Here is a 17,600-nt window from a genome sequence, read left to right on the forward strand (position 1 = left end):
TTCAGGCTCCCATGCCCCGCTGGAGGAACTCGACGCCGATCAGCCCGACATAGGCGACGCCGAGCGCCGCCACCCCGCCTGCGAACAGGGTCAGCTTCTTGCGGCGCATCGCGGTCTGGGTCGCGGTGACCACTTCGCCGATCGATCCGATCACCGACATGCCGCTCGCCTTTTCCAGCTTGGCGGCGGTCGGGAAGGTCGCGGTCAGCTTGCCCAGCGCGAACGCGAGGGCCACGCCAGCGCCCAGCCCGGCGATCAGCACGCCGGTCAGCAGCAGCGGACGATTGGGCGAGGTCGGCGCGCGCGGCTGGGTCGGCGGATCGACGACGTTGAACTTGTCGGCATCGGCGACATTCTGCGCCTGGCTCGAAATCTTCATCTGCTCGCGCTGGGCGAGCAGCTGGTCATATTGGGTCTTGAGCACCTGGTACTGGCGCTCGATCTCGCCCTGCTCTGCCGCTACGCCCGGCGCTTCCGCCATCTTGGCGCTCAGCGCGTTCAGGTCGCCTTCGATCTGCGCCTTGCGCTGGACGAGCGCGGCCACCGTCGCCTGCTTGTCCGCCCGCATCGATTGCAGGCCGATATAGACCGGATTGGAAGCCCCCGCCGCACCGCCGCTCACCACCGGCTCGCGCGCCGCGGCGCTCTGCGCCGCTGCCAGCTGGTTCTTGAGCGCGATCATGTCCGGATGGCTGTCGGTATAGCCCTTGGCCCGCGCATCGGCGATCTGGCCCTGGATCGCCTGCAGCCGCGCCCGTGCCGGCCCGGCGACCGCGCCGCCGCCCGAGCCCGCGATGTTCGCCGGCGTGCCCGCCATCTGGGCATTGACCACGTTGAGCCCCGATTGCGCCGCCGCCAGGTCGCCCTGGATCTGCGCCAGCTGCGTCCGCGCGGCCGAGACGCGATCCTCGATCGATCCCGTGCCCGGCAGCGAGCCGAGGAACTTCGCCTGGAAGTCCGCACGCTTGCTGTCCGCGTCCTGCAGCTGCTTCTGCCGCTCGGCGAGCTGCTGGTCCATGAAGTCGAGCGACTGGCTCGACTGGTCGCGATTGTCGGAAAGGTTGGTCTCGACGAAGATGTCGATCAGCTTCTGGGCGATCTGCTTGGCGAGCTTGCCGCTCTGCGTCGTCACCGTGATCTCGAACAGATTGTCCTGCTGCGCGGTCAGCTTGATCGCCGCCTGCAGCCCGGCCACGCGGTCCGCCACGTCGCGGTCCGTCGCTACCGTCCGCGCCAGGTCGGTGCCACGCACCACCTTCTCCAGGTTCACCGCGCTGGTCAGCGTCTGGCGGATCCGGTCAAGGTCCTTCTGCTGGTTGAGCGCGGTCGTCCCGTCGGTCGGGATGATCTGGCGCAGCTGCACGAAGATGCGCGCGCGCGATTCATATTTGTTCGGCATCTGCGACACGACCAGCCAGCCGGCCAGGCAGATGCACCACGCCACCGCCAGCGCGATCCAGCGCCGTTGCCAGACCGCGTGCAGTGCGCCGCGCAGTTCTTCGTAGAGGTTCCCCACCCGCGCTACCTCAGAACATGCTCTTGGGAATGATGATCACGTCGCCCGGCTCGAGCTTGACGTTGGCCTTGATGTCGCCGCCCAGCAGGGCACCAAGGCGCAGCTTGTATTCGGTCTGCTTGCCGGTCTGCCGGTCGTAGCGCACCAGCCGCGCACGATTGCCCGATGCGAACTCGCTGAGCCCGCCCACCGCGATCATCGCGTCGAGCGCGGTCATGTTGGCGCGATACGGGATCGACGCCGGCTTCTCGGTCGCGCCGACGACGCGGATCTGCTGGCTGTAGGTGCCGTTGAAATTCTCGACGATCACCGAGACGATCGGATCCTTGATATACTCGCTGAGCGCGTATTTCAGGTCGTCGGCCAGCATCGCAGGGGTCTTGCCCACCGCCGGCATGTCGCTGATCAGCGGCACGGTGATCCGGCCGTCGGGGCGCACCTGCACCTTCGAGGACAGCTCGGGGTTGCGCCACACGAACACCTGGAGCTGGTCCATCGGGCCGATGACATATTCCTCGCTCGGCACCTCGCGCTCCGCCACCGCGGCCGCGGGCGGCAGTTCCGGACGGCCCCCGCCGCCACCGCACGCGGCAAGCGCAGCCGCCATGCCGAGAGCCAGAACAGTCCTGCCGAAACCGATCAAACGCATACCGAGCTCCTTTTCCTGCCGGGCCGGAAGCCGCCGACGTCTCGACAGCAACCCGCGCAGGATCAGGGTCAGCTATGCGCTTGAGAGGTAAATATCGGGTTAGGGGTCGGGCGTGTGCAATCGATTCATCCCGATTGCGCACGCGTTCCGGGGCGGGACAGCGATGCCGGTCGCAGCCAGGTCATCGCCAGTCGCCCCATGCTGGCGGCCCGCGAGCCTGCCCGGCACCGCCGAATTATCGGGAGGAACCACATGAAGATTCGGCAATCGCTTTTCCACGCATTGCTGGCGATCACCCTCGCCGCCCTTGAGGGGCAACCGGCGCATGCCCAGACCGCCACGCCGGGCTTCGGCACCGACAAGCGCGCACCGAAGGGAACTCCCTTCGCGCTGCCGGCCGGCATCGAGCTCGCCGGCCCGCTGTTCCCCGCCGATGACGACGGCAATTGCCCCAGGGCACGGACGGCAACCGTCGGCAGCGGCCTCATGGTCCGCCGCTGCGTGCCGGTCCGCAACCGCACCGGCGCCCCCGTAACCGTGATCTTCCCCGCCGGCCTGGTCATCGTCAGCGCATCGGAAGGTTTCCAGAACGGCCTGCTGGTCGAGCAGCAGGTGCTGAGGATCCCGCCCACCACCAATGGCGGCCCCGGCCGCCTGCTCGACGAGAAGGGCAAGCCGACCGACATCGTCAATATCCCGCTGCACGTCTATTGCCTCAACAAGGACCGCGAAATTCCCGAGGGCGGCGGCCAATATTCGATCGGGCCGGTCAGCCAGCATGCCGGCCTTGCCGAACTCTACGCCTTCATGGCGGACAAGGATTTCAAGGGCGACGGCCAGCGCGTCGAGGTGCTGCAGGAAGTGGTCTGGGAAGTCATCAAGACCGGACGCTTCACCGCCAAGGATCGCGCCGACCTCCTGCGCGGCTATATCGCCGACGCATAAGAGCCGCGCCGCAGTGTCGCGGAACCAATCGCGCCGGCCGGCGTTATCGGACCAAGTGTGTTGCTATCACGCAACACCGCGAAAACCCGCTTTTGCCTTCGCCAAGCTTTCCTTTGTACCAATTCCTATCGAATTGGTGTGAATTCTGCTCACCATAAGAAAAGGTGGGCCATCACATGCGTTTCCGTACATCCTCGCTCCTCGCCATCGCCACCACGCTGGCGGTCGCCGCCCCTCCCGCCTTCGCGCAGGACACCACGCCCACCGCGGAACCGCAGGCCGAACCGGCAGCTCCGGCCGAAGACACCCAGATCGTCGTCACCGGCACCCGCGCCCAGGGCCGTTCGCGTCTCGACACCGCCTCGCCGGTCGACGTGCTGAGCGGCACCGCGCTGCGCAACCAGGGCACCACCGAGCTCGGCGCGGCGCTGTCCACCGTCGCGCCCTCGATCGACTTCCCGCGCCCCTCGGCAGTCGACGGCACCGACGCGATCCGCCCCGCCACGCTGCGCGGCTTGTCGCCGGACCAGACGCTGGTCCTCATCAACGGCGTGCGCGCCAATGCCTCGGCGCTGCTCAACATCAACGGCTCGGTCGGCCGCGGCTCGGCCGCCGTCGACCTCAACACCATTCCCGCCACCGCGCTCGAGCGGATCGAAGTGCTGCGCGACGGCGCCTCGGCCCAGTACGGCTCGGATGCGATCGCCGGCGTGATCAACGTCCGCCTGCGCGAGGCCCGCTCGGGCGGCGGCGTCACCGCCACCTATGGCTTCTACGCCACCGATATCGACACCGCCCGCGGCAGCCGCTCGGTCACCGGCGAGCCGACCTTCACCGCTTCGGCCTGGCAGGGCCTCGGCTTCGGCAATGACGGCTATGTCACCCTCTCGGGCGAATATACCAAGCGCGAGCCGACCAACCGCGCCGACTTCGATCCGCGCGTCACCCCCACCCGCGTCACCGGCCGCTTCGGCGATCCCGAGGTCGAGCAGTATACCGGCTATATCAACGCCGGCACCGGCATCGGCGACAATTGGAAGCTCTATGGCTGGTTCGGCTATCAGGACCGCGACAGCCGCAGCGCCGCCTTCCCTCGCCTTGCCAGCGCCGCCACCGCGGTCTCGGGCATCTACCCGAACGGCTTCCTGCCGATCATCAACACCAAGTCGACCAACGCCAACGGCGCGCTCGGCCTCAAGGGCGATCTCGCCGGCTGGAACGTCGACCTCAACGTCGCATACGGCCGCAACAAGATCGCCTATTACACCCGCAACTCGGCCAATTACGCCTACGGCAACGCCTCGCCGACCAATTTCTACGACGGCGCGCTGATCTATGACCAGTGGGTCGCCGGCCTCGACGTGTCGCGCAGCTTCGACGTGTTCCAGTCGCTCAACGTCGCCTTCGGTGTCGAAGGCCGCCGCGAGGGCTTCAAGATCACCCCGGGCGAGCAGGCCTCCTATGGCTACCCGACCGGCGTCACCACCGGCACCCCGGGCGCGCAGGGCTTTGGCGGCTTCTCGCCGGCCAATGCGATCGAGCGCGGCCGCAAGAACGTGTCGGGCTATGTCGACCTCGAAGCCCAGGTCACCGACAAGTTCCTGGTCGGCCTCGCCGGCCGCGCCGAGCACTACACCGATTTCGGCGACACCGGCACCGGCAAGGTCTCGCTGCGCTATGACGTCACGCCCTGGTTCGCGCTGCGCGGCACCGCCTCCACCGGCTTCCGCGCGCCAAGCCTCCAGCAGCAATACTTCACCTCGGTCGCCTCGGTGATCCAGAACGGCAACCCGATCCTCACCGGCACCTTCCCGTCGGTCAGCCCGGTCGCCACCGCACTTGGCGGCCTGCCGCTCGAGCCGGAGCGCTCGACCAACCTGTCGCTCGGCACGGTGATCCGCTCGGGCGGGTTCGACCTCACCGTCGACGCCTATCAGATCCGCCTGCGCAACCAGCTCGCGCTGTCGGAGAACATCGCATCCAGCTTCAGCCCCCAGGTCGCGGCGTTGCTGCTGCCCTATAACGTCTCGGCCGCGCGCTTCTTCATCAATGGCCTGCGCTCGCGCGTCCGCGGCGTCGATGTCGTCGCGCACTACAAGCTGCGCGCCGACGATGCCGGCACCTTCGATTTCACCCTGGCTGGCAACCTCAACCAGACCAAGGTCGATCGCAGCTCGATCCCGACCTCGACCGGTACGGTGAACCCGGCGCCGACGCTGTTCGCCCGCAGCCGCATCTACTCGATCGAGCAGGGCACGCCCGGCGAGAAGCTCACCGGCACGATCGACTGGTCGCTGGACAAGCTCGCGATCACCGCGCGCGCCAGCTATTACGGCAACGTCATCCAGCCGGGCACCACGCCGGCGGCGGACATCTACACCGGCAAGCACACGATCGCCGACCTCGAGCTGCGCTACCAGGCGCTCAAGGGCGCCCAGATCGCGCTCGGCGTGAACAACCTGTTCGACGAATATCCCGACTACACGATCGCCGCGAACAACAGCACCGGCGTGGTCGGCTTCCCCTATTACTCGCCCTTCGGCTTCGGCGGACGCTACATCTACGCCCGCATCGGCCTGAACTGGTAACTGCATTTCCCTGCGCTCGGGAGCGGTAGCAACGCCGCTCCCGTTTTTTTTGTGCGGGGCTGTTCCCCGGCGAAGGCCGGGGCCCAGTCTCGGCCCAATTGGTTAGGCGCGGAAACCTCTCGAACGGCATCGTAACGGCGCACGGGCCATCACCGTAAGAAGGGAAACATCGCCCTGCCGTCATCCCCGCGAAGGCGGGGATCCAGAGTCACGAGCGAAACGGCGGAGAAATTCTGGATCCCCGCCTTCGCGGGGATGACGAAGAACGAGGAAAAGGGACCTCCCCTACAAGTACCGCATCCACCACGCCCCGCTCGCCCGCTTCACCCCGCCGAACCACCGGCAGGCGAACCAGCACGGCACCGCCACCACCGCCGCCACCAGCCACAGGCTCCAAACATTGGGCAGCGTCGCCAGCCCCTCCGCGCCCGTCGCCAGCGCCGCGACCCGGTTGATCGCATGCAGCAAATACAGATGCAGGATGTAGAAGAACAACGGCGCCGAACCGAACACCGCCAGCACCGCGACCGGCCGCGCCGGCAGTTTCTCCAGCGCCGCAAGCAGCAGCGCGCCCACGCCCAAGGTCAGCAGCAGGAAGTCGGCCGAGGGCGGGTATTTGGTCAGGTTGAGGAAACCCATGACGGTGTGAAGTCCGTCACTTCCCACCTGCCAAGGCGTCGGGTCACCATAGACGTTGACCGTCCGCAGCACGGCAAACCCGAGCAGCGCCACCGTCCCGCTCACCACCAGCGCCCGCAGCCGCCAGCCCTGCTCCACGCCGCGCGCGAACCACGGCCCGATGCCATAGCCGAGCGCGATCACCCCGATCCACGGCAGCAGCGGATAGGAGGTCCGCACATCGCCACCCCAGGGCAGCGGCAGCAGCGTGCGTTCGTGCAGCACCGCCCACAGCACATGCAGCGGCCCGCCCGGCGCGACATGCACCCCGTCCAGCAGATTATGCCCAAGCACTAGCACAAGGCCGATCGCGATCAGCGCCCAGCGCGGCAGATGCGCCAGCGCCGCCAGCGCCAGCATCGACAGCCCAATCACCCAGATCACTTGCAGGAAAAACCGGTCCGGCAGCAGCTCGAAGCTCCAGGCGAAGCTCACCACCGTCAGCTCCAGCACCACCAGGAACAGCCCGCGCTTCCACAGGAAGTCCGAAGCCGCCCGCGCCCCGCCGCGCGGCGCCGCATAGAGCCACGCCCCCACACCGGTCAGCAGCACGAATATCGGCGCGCAGAGATGCGCCGAGAGCCGGGTGAAGAACAGCGCCGGCGAGGTCGCCTCCGCGTCCATCGGATCGCTCACCGGCACGTAGCGGAAGAAGAACTCCCGGGTGTGATCGACCAGCATCAGCAGGATCACCAGCCCGCGCAGCGCATCGATCGATACGATCCGCGCGGGCTTCGCGCCGCTATGTGAAAATGTTTCGGCATCGGGCTTCAGGGTTGACAGCATCGGCTTCCTTTCGCCACATGCGATGTTACATCATCACCTGAAAGGCAAGCCCCTTGTTCCGACATCTTCCGGCGGCAGCGCTGCTTTCGCCGCTGCTCTTCTGCACCTTCCCCGCCTTTGCCGAGCCGGAAAAGGAGGAGCCCGCCGTCGAGGACGGCCAGGAGATCGTCGTGCTCGGCACCCGCCGCACCGGCGCCGATCCGACCCTGTCCTCGGGCCCGGTCACCGAGCGCATGTCGCAGTCGAGCCGATCGATCGAGCGCGACCTGCTCGTCGCGGCGGGCACCTATCGCCTGTCCGACGCGCTCGAGCTGGTCAGCGGCGTCAGCAACCAGAACAATCGCGGCGGCTTCCTCGACAATTTCGCCATCCGCGGCTTTCTCGGCACGCCGGACGGCGGCGCCGAATATTATGTCGACGGCTTCCTCGCCAATCGCGGCATGGGCCCGCCCCGCGATCCGTCCACGGTCGAGCGGATCGAACTGCTCAAGGGGCCCGCAGGCGCATTGTTCGGCGACGTGGATCCCGGCGGCCGCGTCAACATCGTCAGCAAGACGCCCGGTTTCACCCCTTCGGCCAGCGCGGTGCTCACCTATGGCTCGTTCAACACCCGCCGGGTCGAGCTCGACGCCAACATGCCGATCTCGCGCACCTTTGCGGGCCGCATCGTCGTCGCCGGGGAAGACAGCGATGGCTGGCGCGATCATGTGACGCTCAGCCGGCGTACTGTCGCGCCCTCGCTCACCTGGCGCCCGAGCGACGCTTTCCGCCTCACCTATGTCGGCGAGATCACCCGCTTCGACGCGCCCTTCGATCGCGGCATCCCGGCGCTGAACGGCGATGCCAACGCCCTGCCCCGCTCCCGTTTCTATGGGGAGCCGAATGACGGCGTCACCCGCTTCCGCAACGAGCGCCACCAGCTCACCGCGCTCGCCGATCTCGGCGACAGCTGGAGCCTGAACGCCGGCATCGCCTGGCGCACCGGCTCGCTCAAGGGCTTCTCCTCCGATCAGTCGCGCCTGGTCGGCGGCACCACGCTGTGGCGCCAGCGCCGCTCGCGCGATTTCGTCGTCGACGATCTCTCCGCCCGGATCGAGCTGTCGGGCCAGATCGGCGCGCATCGCCTCAGCTTCGGCGCCAAGGGCTATCTGCTCGACTATGCCGAGCGCTGGATGCGCCGGAACCCGACGGCGGCCGCGCCCTATGCGATTGACATCTTCAACCCCGTCTATGGCGGCGCTCCGCCGGTGCTGCTCCCCTTCACCAACAATCACGAGAAGCGCTGGTCCGGCACGCTCTATGTGCAGGACATGTGGGAGGTGAGCGACAGGCTCACCCTGACCGGCGGCGTCCGCCTCGACGCCTATCGCCAGCGCATCCACAACAACAACACCGGCGCCACCGGCCGCGCGGTCGACCAGCCGGTCAATTTCCGCGCGGGCGCCCGTTACAAGCTCGACGAGCGTATCGCGCTCCATGCGAACTGGGGCGAAAGCTTCCTGCTCAATTCCGGCACCGATCGCTTCGGCCAGGGCTTCGCGCCCGAGCGCGGCAAGGGCTATGAGCTCGGCGTCACCGGCGCCTGGGCCGGGATCGACGTCGCGGTCACCTGGTTCGACATCCGCAAGCAGGGCATCCTCACCAACGATCCCACCGATCCGAACTTCCTCGCCCCCGTCGGCAACCTGCGCAGCCGCGGGATCGAGGCGGATGCGTCGATCAAGCTCGCCCCGCACTGGCAGATCGTCGCCAACTATGCCTGGACGCATGCCCGCACCGACGACGCCAGCTTCGCCACGGATCGCGTGCTCGACGTGCCCGAGCATGCCGGCACGCTCTTCGTCCTCGGCCGTTTCCAGGATGCGACGGGCCGTGGCCTCTCGCTGAGCGCCGGCGCCAGTTACATGGGCGACCGCGCCGGCGCGATCGACGGCAGTGGCCTTGTCCTGCCCGACTATGTGAAGGCGAAGGCGGCGGTCGAATACGCCTTCTCGCCGGCGCTCGGCCTGCGCCTGGAGGCCGACAATCTGTTCGACGCCCGCTACGCGCAAAGCTCGTACAGCCCGGTCTGGATCTTCCCCGGCGCCCCGCGCACCGTCCGCGCCTCGCTGCGGATCACGCTCTGAACGCCCTTGCCCCGGGGTGCCGCCTGCACCCCGGGGATATGCAGAGCACCGCGCAAATATCTATGCCCGCACGAATTCCCCGACGGCACCGGATAATGGTATTCTTGAAATTAATCCGAATACAATCCGAAATGGATTTATAATCATCAATACCAAAGCACATCAACTCAACTAAACTTGTAGTCACTTCCAAATAACTTGCGAATCCGGTACGTTTTCCTTGCGACTCGACGTCGCGTTATACGGGAGACGGCTTATGGCAATTCCCAAGATACAGCGCGAAGCGCTGACTCTCGAACGACTCCATCTTCTGCTTGATCCGGGCCGGGTCTATTACCGTCCCGTCGTCTTCGACATTCTCGAAAGAGCCAATGCCGCGGAACTCAAGGCGCTGATCACCGGCGCCAAGGAGCTGAAGGCCGAGTACAAGGATCTCGACGGCATCATCCATGCCGCCGAAGGCGTGCTGCGAAAGGCTACCGCCAAGTGACCGGGGCGCGGACAAGCGAAACCCTGCCTGTCCGCTATTCCGGTCTCGACGACATAATGGGCCGCATCCCGGTCAGCGTGGTCTGGGAGATCACGCTGGCTTGTGACCTCGCCTGCCAGCATTGCGGCTCGCGCGCCGGCCGCCGCCGCCGCGACGAGCTTTCCACCGCCGAAGCGCTCGACCTGGTCGATCAGATCGCCGAGCTCGGCGCGCGCAGCGTCGGGCTGATCGGCGGCGAGGCCTATCTCCGCAAGGACTGGCTCCAGATCATCGCCGCGATCCGCGCCGCCGGCATGGAGTGCGACCTGCAGACCGGCGGGCGCAACCTCAGCGAGGACCGCGTCGCCCAGGCCGCCGCCGCCGGGCTCAACGCCGTCGGCATCTCGATCGACGGCATCGGCGCCACGCACGATCGCCTCCGCGGCGTGATCGGCTCGTTCGAGATGGCGCTGGCCGCGATGCGCCATGTCCGCGCGCACGGGCTCGAAGTCGGGGTGAACACCCAGATCAACGCCCTCACCCTCGCCCAGCTGCCCGAGCTGATGGACATCATCATCGATGCCGGCTGCCGCAACTGGCAGCTCGCGATCACCACCGCGATGGGCAATGCCGCCGATCACCCCGACATGCTGCTCCAGCCCTGGCAGATGCTCGAGGTGATGCCGCTGCTCGCCGATCTCGCGCGCAAGGGCCGCGAGCGCGGGCTGTTCCTCCAGCCCGCCAGCAATATCGGCTATTTCGGCCCGCACGAAAGCGCGCTGCGCAACGTGATGAACGAGGAGATCCATTTCCACGGCTGCAACGCCGGCGATACGGTGATGGGGATCGAGGCGGACGGCACGATCAAGTCCTGCCCCGGCCTGCCCAGCCCCTATGCCGGCGGCAATGTCCGCGAGCGCCGCCTGCGCGACATCTGGGAGAATGCCGAGCCGATGGCGTTCAACCGCCGCCGCACGCTCGACGATCTCTGGGGCTATTGCCGCGGCTGCTATTATGCCGAGACCTGCATGGCCGGCTGCACCTGGACCGCGCACGCGCTGATGGGCCGCGCCGGCAACAACCCGATGTGCCACCACCGCGCGCTCGACTTCCAGTCGCGCGGCCTGCGCGAGCGGCTGGTCAAGGTGAAGGATGCCGAGGGCCGCTCCTTCGATCATGGCGAGTTCGAGATCGTCGTGGAGGCCCTTGCCGACGCCCCGGTTCATGCCTGAACCCGGGCGCATCCCCGTGCCGCTGCGCCTGTGCCGCGGCTGCCAGCATTTCGTCCGCATCGAGAACGAAGCCTGCGACTTCTGCGGCGGCGACCTCGCCGCGCTGGAAGCCGCGCACCAGCTGCGCAGTGCCGAGGTGCAGGACATGATCGCCAGGCTGCAGGCTGCCCTGGCCGTGCATTGACCTACCGGCACGGCAGCCTATTTTCCCAATCATGCTGCACGATCTCCCCGTGGGCAGGGCTCTCCGCCGCTTCCGTGTCCTGAACGGGATCAAACAGGGCCATGTCGCCGAGCACCTGGCGGTGACCCAGGCCAGCGTGTCGCGCTGGGAAAGCGGCATGCACGAACCCGAGCCGGCGATGCGCGAGCGCATCCTCGCGATGATCGCCGCCAATGCCGGCAACGATGCCGACGCCGCGCTCAAGCGCCTGATCGAGACCTCCAGCGCCCCCGTCCACCTCGTCTGCGACGCCACCCACCGCCTGCTCGCCGCCTCGCCCGCCCGGACCCAGGGCTGGGGAAGCAGCGCCGATGCGTTCCTCAACCGCTCGCTCTGGGCCTTCGCCAGCCCCGAGATCATCGCCGCCGAGGAAAGCCTCGCCGATCGCGGCTGGTATGACCGTCCGTTCCAGCGGCTCGAATTCCACACCGGCCATAACGGCAGCGCGGTGGTCGCGGTGCTGCCCAGCCTGATGCGCTGGGAGACGGTGCCGCTCGCCGACGGCCGGATCGGCCGTATCACCACGACGATCGCTTCCGACCCCGTATAATCTATTCGTGGCCATCGGCGGCGCCCGTCCCTAGCAGGGCGGCATGCCTACCCAATGGTCTCGAATCCTGATCCTCTGGCTGGTCGGCATCCTCGCCGCCGCGCAGCTCGCCAAGATCTCGGCGATCGCGCCGATCCTGCGCGAGAGCTTCCACCTCTCGCTTCCCCAGATCGCCCTGCTGATCTCGCTGCTCGAAGTCGGCGGCGGGCTGTTCGGTTTCGTCGCCGGCCTCGGCCTCGCCCGCTTCGGCATGCGCGCCTTCCTGCTTGCCGGCGGTGCCACCCTCGCCGCCGCCAGCCTGGTCGAGGCCATCGCCCCCAGTCCCGCGATCCTGTTCGCCGCCCGCGCGGTGGAAGGCGTCGGCTATCTGCTGATGGTCATCGTCTGCCCCACCGCGATCGCCGCCATCGCCACCGACGAAAGCCGCGGCCGCGCGCTCGCCTTGTGGAGCACCTTCGTTCCCGTCGGCCTCGCGCTCGGCAGCGCGGTCACCGCCTCGCTCGTCACCCTCGCCGGGCCACGCGGAGTGATGCTCGCCTGGGCGGTGGCGCTTGCCGGCATCACCGTGCTGCTCACCCGCTTCCCCCTCCCCGGCGCCAGCGGCCGGCGGATCACCCTGCCCGCCCCCGCCGCCTGGGTCGCCACCTTCGCCTTCGGGCTCTACACGCTGTTCGTCTGCGCGCTGTTGATGCTGTTGCCGAGCTTCCTGGTCGAGCGCAGCGGCGCCCCGATCGAGCAGGTCGGGCTGGTCACCGCGCTGGCCTCGCTCGCCGCGCTGCCCGGCTCGGCCGCCGCGATGTGGCTGATGCGCGGCGGGCAGCTGAGCAGCCGGCGGATGATGCTGGTCTCCACCCTCGCCCTGCTCGCCACCCTGCCTCTGGTCTTCTGGCTCTACCAGGCCGGCGGGGCCAGCCTCGCCACCAGCGCCGCCCTCGCCATCGCCGCCACGCTGGTCAGCGGCCTCGTCCCGCCGCTGATGTTCGCCCGCCTGCCCGCCCAGTCCGGCGCGACCACGCCCGACGATCCCCGCATCGCCGCCGCCAACGGCCTCATCACCCAGTTCGGCGCCGGCGGCGCGCTGCTCGGCCCGCCGCTCGCCGGCATGGTCGTCGCCGCCTGGGGCTGGCCCGCGCTCGGCATCGCGCTGATCGCGCTGGTGCTGGCGATGCTGGCCTGCCTGCTGCTCGCCGAAAGCCTCTGACCCGGTTTGACAAGCCGCACCCCGGCGGCCATCCTCGCCGCATGACCGCTCGCGCATCCTTGCTGCGATACCGCGTCCATGCGGGACAGCTCCTGGCAGGCAACTAGCCCCGGGTTCTCCTCAGGCATGTCCCGGGAGGCTCGGGGCCAAGCAGCGCGCCGTCGTTAGGCGCCCCGGCGGCACCGCCGCCTTTGCCTGGGAGTTCCATAACATGAGCAAGACCCGCAAGGCGGCCAGCCGGCCGCCGATCGACATGATCGATTCCGAAGCCGAGCGCCTCGCCGGCCTGGCGCTCAGCGTCGCCCGCCGCTTCCCCGCCGTCAGCGCCCTGCTGCTGCGCGAGACCGAGCGCGCCCGCCTGCACAGCGCCGCCGCCATCTCGCCCGACACCGTGACGATGGGTTCCACCGTGGAATTCGTCGACGACAGCAACGGCAAGCCGCGCACCGTCACCCTGGTCTACCCGCCGGATGCGGACATCGCCCGGGGCCGGATCTCGATCCTCACCCCCGTCGGCGCCGCCCTGATCGGCCTGCGCACCGGCCAGTCGATCCTCTGGCCCGATCGCTACCTCACGGTGCTGGGGGTGCAGCGGGCTGTACCCAGTTGAACTAGCATAAGAGCTTATCCGCAGCCTCTTGCTGAGTGGTCGATAACCCCAAATCTAGAAAGTAGCACGTCGACCTTTAATATACCGGACACCACTCATGATATTCTCGTTATTCCGCTCTTCCATCTTCAGCTGATCTGAAAGAAATGCATGGTTATTTTTTAGATCATTTAGAGCATCCCACTCGGACTGATCAGCAATATCCTCACTGTCAATGCGAGATCTAGTCTCATACATTCGCTCCTCTATTAATCTCAACTCTTGACGAATAAGCGCTATACGATTGCGCCTTCGCAGGAAATCTTCTTGAAAATTGGATAGTATTTTAGTGGCCCCATCAGCGTTTGGTTGATCGTTGTCGCGCCGGACTTCTTCCAGCTTCTGGACCTCACTGACAGTTTCTTGGGCAGCTTCAAAGTTCGCCAGTAGTGCCGACAGGGGAAGGAAGTGAATTGATCTCCCCTCAGTATTTCGGCGATATTCTTCAATCAGCTCGGGGCGCGGCTGGAATGCGCCGCGCGATTTCACCCACCAATCCGCCTTTTCCTCGTTCGAGACAAAAATGCAGTCCAGCTTCCGCTCTCTGCCAACCTGGAGGATTGTCATCCAGATGATCAGGTCGCCGAGTCCACCATCTTCCTTGTGCTGGTCCTTGTAGCCCGGGGCTATGTGCAGCCGCGCGCGCTTCTCAGCCTCGTCGATGATCGCCTTACGCTCCTCCGCACCATCGGGGATTTCGATCACACAGTCTGAGAGTACATTTCGGTAGATCAGCGACACCCTGTCGCTGCCGATCTCGTCCTTGAGCTTCTGACTAGCGGCGGCTAGCCGCTTCGCCATCCCCTTTCCGGCATTCACGATCTGCGCATTAAACTTTTTCGCCGCGATATAGTCGGCATCGTTCGAAAGCAGCGGAATGTCACTGTCGAGGGGCGGTCGCTTCGCTCGGGTGATAGCGCCGTCAATGACCTCGGTCAGCGCAGCCACCTTTCGGCTCCTATGCTTGTAGAACTCGCGTGCCGCTTGCCCGGGCACCAGCAGACGCCCCTCTCCTGCAAGCTTCTTGTACACCTTGGCGATGTCCTCGACGGATGCAGCGCCCAGTTCGAAGGGCCAAAGCAGCACGTTTGCGTCGAGAATGACGAGGCAATTCTTGCTGATATCGGCAAGGCTCGCCTGTTGATGCCGGAAAAGCGCAGAGGCGTCGGGGTAAAGGTCCGTCAGCCAGAACGCATCGTTGCGATTGATCGGCTCCGCCTTCGCCTTCGGACCATCATTGTTCGACACATCACCCCCCTATCCATCGAGCTTCAGATGATCGAAATCCGTTTCTCTTTCAAATCACCATTTCCCCCGCCGGCGGATGCCCCAGGAACGCGCTCGGGCTCGCCGTCGCGCCGTACGCCCCGGACGCGAACACCGCGATCACATCGCCCACTTCGGCGCGCGGCAGCGCCACGCGGTCCGCCAGCCGGTCGAGCGGGGTGCAGAGCGGCCCGACCACCGTCACCACTTCCTCCGCCGGGTCCTGTATCCGGTGCGCCACCGCGATCGGGTAGTTCCGCCGCACCACCGTGCCGAAATTGCCGGTCGCGGCGAGATGGTGGTTGAGCCCGCCCTCGACGATCAGGAACGTCTCGCCCTGGCTCTCCTTCCGGTCGACCACGCGGGCGAGGTATACGCCCGCCTCGCCGACCAGCCAGCGGCCGAGCTCGATCGCATATTCGCTGTCGAGCCGCGAAACCGCCCCCGCCAGCGCCGCGCCGATCGCGCCGACGTCCACCGGCGTGTCGCCCGGAAAATAGGGGATGCCGAAGCCGCCGCCGAGATTGATCAATGGCGGCACCGCGCCGATCTCGTCGGCCAGCCGCGCGGCAAGGTCGATCGTCGCCGCCTGGGTCGCGATGATCGCTTCGGTATCGAGCGACTGCGATCCGGCGAAGATGTGCAGCCCGCGCCACTCGGCGCCCTCGCCGCGCAGCTGCCGCACCAGTTCGGGCACGTGCGCGCTTTCGATTCCAAAGGGGGATGCCCGCCCGCCCATCTTCATGCCCGAGCCGCGCAGTTCGAAATCGGGGTTGACCCGCACCGCCAGTCGCGGCGTCACGCCCAGCGCCTTGCCGATCCCCAGGGCACGCTGCCCCTCGGCGATCGATTCCAGGTTGATCGTCACCCCGGCGCGGATCGCCGCTTCCAGCTCGGCATCGCGCTTGCCCGGCCCGGCAAAGCTGATGTGGTTCGCCGCCATGACGTCGAGCGCCCGGCCCATCTCACCCGCCGAGGCCACGTCCATTCCATCGACCAGCGGCGCGATGCGCTCGAGCAGCGCCAGGAACGGGTTGGCCTTGATCGCATAATGCACGCCCACCTTCGCGGGCAGCGCCGCCCGCAGCAGCGCGATCCGGGCCTCGATTACCGCGAAGTCATAGACATAGGCAGGAGTGGACACATCCAGCCACGGAAGCTGGCGCAGCTCCGCGAATTCGGGCGGAATCGGGCCAAAGGGTTTGGCGGTGACGGTCATTTATCCCCCAGGCTCGCCCGCAACGCCGTCCGGTCCAGCTTGCCGTTGGCGTTTCTGGGCAGTTCCATACGCCAATCGTAGCGCACAGGCTGCATGAAGCTCGGCAGGTCGCGCCGCAACCGGTTGCGCAGCGCCTCTTCCGCGCTGCCGTCGCCGCGCGCGATCACCACGATCGCCTGGCCCAGCCGTTCGTCCGCCACGCCGAAGGCTGCCGCCTCGCCCGTCTCCCCGCCGGAGAGCACGGCTTCCTCGATCTCGGTCGGGCTGATCCGGTTGCCGGCGGACTTGATCATCTCGTCGTCGCGTCCGACGAAGCGCAGCAGCCCATCCGCACCCAGCCGCACCGTGTCGCCGGACCAAACGGCCATGCCGCCACTTTCCGCGTATGCAGGGGCTGGTCTGAAGCGCTGGGCGGTGCGTTCCGGGTCCTGCCAATAGCCCTGGGCGACCAGCGGGCCGGCATGGACCAGCTCGCCCTGCTCCGCAGCCGCCCCGTCCTGTCCTACCACCAGCACTTCGGCGAACGGGATCGCCTTGCCGATCGCGTCCGGATGGCTGTCCACCAGCGCGGGATCGAGATAGGTCGATCGGAACGCCTCGGTCAGCCCGTACATCGGATAGAGGTCGGCCCGGGGGAAACGCGTCCGCAGGTCGCGGATCATCCTGGGGGTAAGCGCTCCACCCGAATTGGTTAGGCGCTTTAGTTTGGACGCAGTCTCAACTGGCCACTCGGCTTCGAGCAACTGCACCCAGAGCGGCGGCACGCCGGCGAGCGTGGTGATGTCGAACCGCTCGACCGCCTTGATGACGTCGCGTGCGGTCAGATAGTCGAGCGGTACAACGCGGGCGCCCGCTGCCCAGGTCGACAGCAACTGGTTCTGTCCGTAATCGAAACTGAGCGGCAGCACGCCGAGAACCCGGTCGTCGGGTTCGATCTCAAGATAATACGCTACACTTATGGCCCCCAACCATAAATTGGCGTGGCTCAGCATCACGCCCTTGGGTTTTCCGGTCGATCCCGAGGTGTAGAGGATCGCCGCAAGGGCGTCGGTGTCAACATCCGAGGCTGGAAGCGTCCGGTCCGAGGTGAGCGAAGCTTCCTCGACAACCCGGCACTGGGCGCGAACATCGCCAACTTCGAGTGCCTGCAGGCGTACGCTCTGGCTGACCAGCGCCCGCGCCCCCGAATCGGCCAGGATATGCGCCACCTGCGCCCGCTTGAGCACCGGGTTGACCGGCACATGCACCAGCCCCGCCCTGACCGCCGCCAGCGGCATCAGGCAGGCGGTCCGCGTCTTGGGCAGCCAGGTCGCCACCCGGTCGCCGGGTTCCAGCCCCAAATCGCGCAGGGCCGCGGCCATCCGTCCAACGGCCGCCTCCAGGTCGGCGTAAGTCATTGTCCCGGCTTTGTCTTCCAGGGCAATGGCATCGGGTTTGCCCCGCGATGGCAGGGTGTCGAGCGGCCGGGGAAGCGAGTCGAGGACGATCACCTATCCACCCTTA

The 17,600-nt window shown here is 67.0% G+C and carries 15 protein-coding genes; 9 read left to right on the forward strand and 6 right to left on the reverse strand.

Features of this window, described 5'->3' with window-relative positions:
- Nucleotide 1: 1 nt before the first annotated feature.
- Nucleotides 2–1,516 carry an XrtA system polysaccharide chain length determinant gene (locus HNP52_RS12645; protein WP_184167532.1) on the reverse strand — a complete coding sequence of 505 codons (1,515 nt, stop codon included), beginning with the start codon at nt 1,514–1,516 and terminating at the stop codon, nt 2–4.
- A 10-nt stretch (nt 1,517–1,526) separates the two neighbouring features.
- Nucleotides 1,527–2,123, reverse strand: a complete 597-nt coding sequence (locus tag HNP52_RS12650) for an XrtA/PEP-CTERM system exopolysaccharide export protein (protein ID WP_409372633.1) — start codon at nt 2,121–2,123, stop codon at nt 1,527–1,529.
- 294 nt (nt 2,124–2,417) lie between these two features.
- Between HNP52_RS12650 and HNP52_RS12655 the strand changes: the two genes are divergently transcribed.
- Both HNP52_RS12655 and HNP52_RS12660 read left to right on the forward strand, forming a co-directional pair.
- Nucleotides 2,418–3,110 carry a hypothetical protein gene (locus HNP52_RS12655; protein WP_184167538.1) on the forward strand — a complete coding sequence of 231 codons (693 nt, stop codon included), beginning with the start codon at nt 2,418–2,420 and terminating at the stop codon, nt 3,108–3,110.
- A 176-nt stretch (nt 3,111–3,286) separates the two neighbouring features.
- Nucleotides 3,287–5,698: a TonB-dependent siderophore receptor gene (locus HNP52_RS12660; RefSeq protein ID WP_184167540.1), complete on the forward strand. Its 2,412-nt coding sequence runs from the start codon at nt 3,287–3,289 to the stop codon at nt 5,696–5,698.
- Between the two features lie 285 nt (nt 5,699–5,983).
- Here HNP52_RS12660 and HNP52_RS12665 read toward each other — a convergent pair whose 3' ends face one another.
- Nucleotides 5,984–7,162 carry a DUF1624 domain-containing protein gene (locus HNP52_RS12665; RefSeq protein ID WP_184167543.1) on the reverse strand — a complete coding sequence of 393 codons (1,179 nt, stop codon included), beginning with the start codon at nt 7,160–7,162 and terminating at the stop codon, nt 5,984–5,986.
- A gap of 53 nt (nt 7,163–7,215) precedes the next feature.
- Here HNP52_RS12665 and HNP52_RS12670 point away from each other — a divergent pair, with 53 nt between their 5' ends.
- The 7 genes from HNP52_RS12670 (at nt 7,216) to rnk (ending at nt 13,573) form a co-directional block, all read left to right on the forward strand.
- On the forward strand, nt 7,216–9,288 hold the full coding sequence (locus HNP52_RS12670; RefSeq protein ID WP_184167546.1) for a TonB-dependent siderophore receptor: 2,073 nt from the start codon (nt 7,216–7,218) through the stop codon (nt 9,286–9,288).
- A 256-nt stretch (nt 9,289–9,544) separates the two neighbouring features.
- Nucleotides 9,545–9,778 (forward strand): hypothetical protein, encoded by a 234-nt coding sequence (locus tag HNP52_RS12675; RefSeq protein WP_184167549.1) that lies wholly within the window; start codon nt 9,545–9,547, stop codon nt 9,776–9,778.
- A complete protein-coding gene (locus HNP52_RS12680; RefSeq protein WP_184167552.1) occupies nt 9,775–10,989 on the forward strand; it encodes a radical SAM/SPASM domain-containing protein in 1,215 nt (404 codons plus the stop codon). The genes HNP52_RS12675 and HNP52_RS12680 overlap by 4 nt, the downstream gene beginning before the upstream one ends.
- Entirely contained in the window at nt 10,982–11,173 is a 192-nt protein-coding gene (locus tag HNP52_RS12685; protein WP_184167555.1) for a hypothetical protein, read from the forward strand. The genes HNP52_RS12680 and HNP52_RS12685 overlap by 8 nt, the downstream gene beginning before the upstream one ends.
- A gap of 31 nt (nt 11,174–11,204) precedes the next feature.
- Nucleotides 11,205–11,762, forward strand: a complete 558-nt coding sequence (locus tag HNP52_RS12690) for a helix-turn-helix transcriptional regulator (RefSeq protein WP_184167558.1) — start codon at nt 11,205–11,207, stop codon at nt 11,760–11,762.
- Nucleotides 11,763–11,805: 43 nt separating this feature from the next.
- The gene (locus HNP52_RS12695) at nt 11,806–12,963 is read left to right on the forward strand and encodes an MFS transporter (protein WP_184167561.1); all 1,158 of its coding nucleotides are present in this window, start codon (nt 11,806–11,808) and stop codon (nt 12,961–12,963) included.
- 211 nt (nt 12,964–13,174) lie between these two features.
- Complete coding sequence (gene rnk / locus HNP52_RS12700; protein WP_184167563.1) at nt 13,175–13,573, forward strand: nucleoside diphosphate kinase regulator; 399 nt, start codon at nt 13,175–13,177, stop codon at nt 13,571–13,573.
- 54 nt (nt 13,574–13,627) lie between these two features.
- Here the strand turns inward: rnk and HNP52_RS12705 are convergent, their stop codons facing one another.
- The 3 genes from HNP52_RS12705 to HNP52_RS12715 are packed head-to-tail and all read right to left on the reverse strand — an operon-like array spanning nt 13,628 to nt 17,587.
- Nucleotides 13,628–14,860, reverse strand: coding sequence for a PIN domain-containing protein (locus tag HNP52_RS12705; protein ID WP_184167565.1), 1,233 nt, complete (start codon nt 14,858–14,860; stop codon nt 13,628–13,630).
- Between the two features lie 49 nt (nt 14,861–14,909).
- Nucleotides 14,910–16,097, reverse strand: a complete 1,188-nt coding sequence (locus tag HNP52_RS12710; protein WP_184167567.1) for a pyridoxal-dependent decarboxylase, exosortase A system-associated — start codon at nt 16,095–16,097, stop codon at nt 14,910–14,912.
- A complete protein-coding gene (locus HNP52_RS12715; protein ID WP_184167569.1) occupies nt 16,094–17,587 on the reverse strand; it encodes an acyl-CoA ligase (AMP-forming), exosortase A system-associated in 1,494 nt (497 codons plus the stop codon). The genes HNP52_RS12710 and HNP52_RS12715 overlap by 4 nt, the downstream gene beginning before the upstream one ends.
- Nucleotides 17,588–17,600: the final 13 nt, after the last annotated feature.

This window comes from Sphingomonas kyeonggiensis (genome assembly GCF_014204495.1).
Classification (GTDB): domain Bacteria; phylum Pseudomonadota; class Alphaproteobacteria; order Sphingomonadales; family Sphingomonadaceae; genus Sphingomonas; species Sphingomonas kyeonggiensis_A.